The 3,698-nt window shown below is 70.1% G+C and carries 3 protein-coding genes and 1 pseudogene; 1 reads left to right on the top strand and 3 read right to left on the bottom strand.

What is annotated here, in order from left to right:
* Window positions 1-280: 280 nt before the first annotated feature.
* From AC07DW_RS33710 to AC07DW_RS33700, 3 genes and pseudogenes are all read right to left on the bottom strand, one after another.
* Window positions 281-586 (bottom strand): annotated as a pseudogene (locus tag AC07DW_RS33710) (IS30 family transposase); the annotation flags it as partial.
* 933 nt (window positions 587-1,519) lie between these two features.
* Window positions 1,520-1,762 (bottom strand): cell division protein CrgA, encoded by a 243-nt coding sequence (locus AC07DW_RS33705; RefSeq protein WP_478861419.1) that lies wholly within the window; start codon window positions 1,760-1,762, stop codon window positions 1,520-1,522.
* A gap of 279 nt (window positions 1,763-2,041) precedes the next feature.
* Window positions 2,042-2,293: a cell division protein CrgA gene (locus tag AC07DW_RS33700; RefSeq protein WP_478861418.1), complete on the bottom strand. Its 252-nt coding sequence runs from the start codon at window positions 2,291-2,293 to the stop codon at window positions 2,042-2,044.
* Between the two features lie 439 nt (window positions 2,294-2,732).
* On the opposite strand from AC07DW_RS33700, the gene AC07DW_RS33695 reads away from it, so the two are divergent.
* A partial coding sequence (locus AC07DW_RS33695) for an amino acid permease (protein ID WP_478861417.1) occupies window positions 2,733-3,698 on the top strand: 966 nt, incomplete at its 3' end.

Genomic DNA, 3,698 nt, shown 5'->3' with positions numbered 1-3,698 from the left:
CAGCGCAGTCCCACTATCGTGCCCAGCACTGTCCCCACAACGCTGGCCACAGGGGGAAGACCCGCCAGGCCGATCGGCCGGCTCTGGACAACGGCCGGCCCTGGCCCTGTGGCGGTGCATCAGAAGCGGCTTGGACGGCATACCGGTGACAGCAGACCGGGCAGGCGCAGAGCCGGGCAAATCTGCCGGATGACTGCGGCGCGGATCGCGTCGTACGTGCTGCCTTCGGCGGGGTGGCGCACCAGTGTGCCGGCCTTCACCGTCCAGCAGGGGTCCGGCGCTCGGCGGCGATCTGCCGGAGCGGAGCCTTCTCCCGCAGCCGGCCGGCGATGTGGATGCGGCCGGCTTCACGCAGGTACCGGGAAGCCGACGACGGCACTACCGAGCGGCGCGCCGTGGTGCCGCCTTTGTCCTTGCCGGACGGGCTACGGCCATGACGCCACCCGTCCTGACGTGATCCCGACGCGTCTGCACGCCCCGGAACTGCTCAGGCCCTGATCCATGAGCCGGAAGTATTCCTCCCGCTCACGGACCAGCTTCCTGGCCCTTGGGCCACCGTCCGCACCTTGCCGATCTCGAACTCCATCGCACCCCTTGCTGGGGTGTTGCGACGACCGCCAGAACTCAAAGCCGAGCGGTCAGGGCCTTCGTGCTGCCGGGTGCCGCTGCGTGTGACCCGGCCGGGTGGTGGACTGGTGAGGCTGCCGGACCGGGGCCCGGCCCCGGTGACGGCCCGGCAGCCGGGGAGCGCGGCGCCGCCGGGCTCCCCGGGGGTGCGGGTGGCGGTGGGGCCGTGCAGCACTCGGCCCGGACGCCGTGGCCGCCCGCCTCACGGCTCCGGGAGCCCGGCCAGGCCGGGCCTTCCGGCGGTGCGCGATGACCAGGCCGGGCCCCCGGCAGCCGCCTGCGATCACCGTGGTGCGGCCGCCGGCGTTCGCCCGCGCCGGACCCTCATCCGCCCTGCGGCCGTTGCGGCTGCCGGGCAGCGGACGGCCGGCGGCGAGCCGGGTGCCGGCGCTGATGCCGGCCTCGGCGGGTGGAGTAGCGGTAGTCCGGCTGCCCGGCGGGGGGCAGTCGCGGGCGGGGGGCCCAGCGTGCCGCCGGCGATCAGCATGGTGTCCTGGCGGAACCGCTTGCCCTGCTGGAGCGCGAGTGCGGGCCCGGGATGGCCCATGATGCGCCCGGCGTTCGGGACTGGCCACACCCGGACTGCGCGGCCAGTCGGCGCAGGGACAGGTACGCCTCTACGAGGCGGCCAGGAGCACGCGGTCTTCCCCCGGCCAGTTCCAGGGCCAGCCCTTGCGCGCCCGGGCCGCACCCGTCGCCGCAGCCTGGTGACCGGCCTGACTGGCGCCGACTCAGCCCCGTGAACGGGCTGCCCAGGAGGATCCCGGCGCCGTGATCACATCAAGCACGGTCATCTCACCCGTGAAGCAGTTCCGGCTCAGCCCTCAGGCGCACCAGGCACGCCGGAGTTCCGCATACAGCCTGCGCTGTGAGGACGGCAGCATCGCCGGAATTAATCACACCGTGCGGACAGCAGGATACTGAGGCTGAGGAGCCCCATACCGACCGCTACATTCCAGTTGGACAGCGTTGCTACCGGATAGGCTCCACCGGTCACGTAATAGGCGGATATCCACGCCAGGCCTGCGGTGAAGAAGAACAGAGTCGCAATCCACGAAATCTGCCCCGGCCGGACCGCGGCGCTGCCGAGGTTCCGGCGGAGAAGGGGCCTCAGAGAAAAGATCTTAGGAATCATCTAACACTCGCCCTGTACGAGAAAGATGCAATCGGGGGTGTTTCCTGCGGCCGCCGCGGCAGACGCTGATATGTGCGTACCGGTGCCCGCCGCAGCGGCCTGAGACGCCCTTGCAAGGGCGTCTCATGACTACGATCCGGCCTTGAGGGCCTGGAGTATGTAGGCCGATCGGACTCTCCCGAAGACAGCACCATGCCGTCCGGCCGGGGCCGGCCGCCCCCGCTTGTCCGGCGTGCCGGACCAGCGCAGCTGCGCCTGTGTCTCACAGGGCAGGCGGGGTCATGTCTGCCTGTCATGGATGACGCCTGCGGCACACCATATGCCGGTGGCGATGAGGACCAGTCCTATCAGGATGTTCCCCCCCGCCCCCAGCAGGGGCAGGGGCAGCCACCCGAAGGTGACGTAATAGATGATGATCCACTGTGTGCCGGCGAGCAGCAGGGTGAGGGCGAACCCAGGAGACCGCCGCCAGGCCGCTGGGCGGGCATACCAGGCGGCCTTCTTCGGGGGAGTGGGGGCTGAGAGCATCATGCGTCCAGGCAGAGCAGTAGGCGGCGCGGGTGCCCTGGATCCCGGGAGCTGCAGCAGGGCCGGTCCCAGCCAACAGGGATGTCCCTGAAAGGCCTGTCCCTCACAGTGCCCCCATTCCGGGCGGGGTGCGGGTCCTTCGACCGTTGCGTCTGCCCGGGCCGGACGGGCCTGTCCGCTTTGCGGGTCCAGGCACCCGCGCCCGCCCGCACCCAGGTCCTCAGGCAGCACCGGCGAGACCACTGCATGCCGTTCTGCCGCACAGACGACGCGTTTCCGACCGGGCCCGGGTCCGATTGGGGGCTGCGGCGCCGCCGGGTAATGAACAACCCTTACCGTGACGAGCCCCCGGCATGGCGCAATCCCGTCCAGCGCCTCTACGGCACCAGGATCGTCTGCGGGCGTCTGTTACCGCATGCCCTCTCACAAAGGCGACTTCCAGATGAGTGACCGCACCATGCCTGCGGCCGGCACCCTGAGCCCCGGTGCCCCGGCGGCGACGGCCGCCCCCCACATCGACGCCGGTGACGCCGGTTACAGCAAGGACCTCAAGTCCCGCCACGTCAACATGATCGCCATCGGCGGCGCGATCGGCACCGGCCTCTTCCTCGGCGCCGGCGGCCGCCTGGCGGGCGCCGGCCCCTCCCTCGCGATCGCGTACGCCGTCTGCGGCGTCTTCGCCTTCTTCGTCGTCCGGGCCCTCGGCGAGCTGGTGCTCTACCGCCCCTCCTCCGGCGCCTTCGTCTCCTACGCCCGTGAGTTCATGGGCGAGAAGGGCGCCTACACGGCCGGCTGGCTGTACTTCCTCAACTGGTCGACCACCGCCGTCGCCGACATCACCGCCGCCGCAACCTACGCCCACTTCTGGGCCATGTTCAGCGACATCCCGCAGTGGATCCTCGCCATGATCGCCCTCGCCGTCGTCCTCACCGCGAACCTGATCTCGGTGAAGTACTTCGGCGAGATGGAGTTCTGGTTCGCCATCATCAAGGTCGCCGCACTGGTGATCTTCATGTGCGTCGGCATCTTCCTGGTCGTCACCCAGCACGAGGTCGGCGGCCACACCCCGGGCCTCGCCACCCTCACCGACAACGGCGGCATCTTCCCGCTCGGCATGCTGCCGATGCTGATGGTCGTCCAGGGCGTCGTCTTCGCCTACGCCTCCGTCGAGCTGGTCGGCGTCGCCGCCGGCGAGACGAAGAACCCCGAGAAGATCATGCCCAGGGCGATCAACTCGATCATGTGGCGCGTAGGTGTGTTCTACGTCGGCTCCGTCGTCCTCCTCGCCCTGCTGCTGCCGTACACCTCCTTCACCGGCGACCAGAGCCCCTTCGTCACCGTCTTCGACAAGCTCGGCATCCCGGGCACGGCCGGCATCATGAACCTGGTCGTCCTCACCGCCGCCCTG

The organism is Streptomyces sp. NPDC045701, from assembly GCF_056432045.1.
The sequence above is the reverse complement of the archived record's forward strand: the minus strand, read 5'-3'. Positions and strand labels throughout refer to the sequence as shown.

What these genes read in the sequence shown, in the direction of transcription:
- AC07DW_RS33705 (WP_478861419.1), bottom strand. Translation starts at nt 1,762, where the DNA reads ATGATTCCTAAGATCTTTTCTCTGAGGCCCCTTCTCCGCCGGAACCTC.
- AC07DW_RS33700 (WP_478861418.1), bottom strand. Translation starts at nt 2,293, where the DNA reads ATGATGCTCTCAGCCCCCACTCCCCCGAAGAAGGCCGCCTGGTATGCC.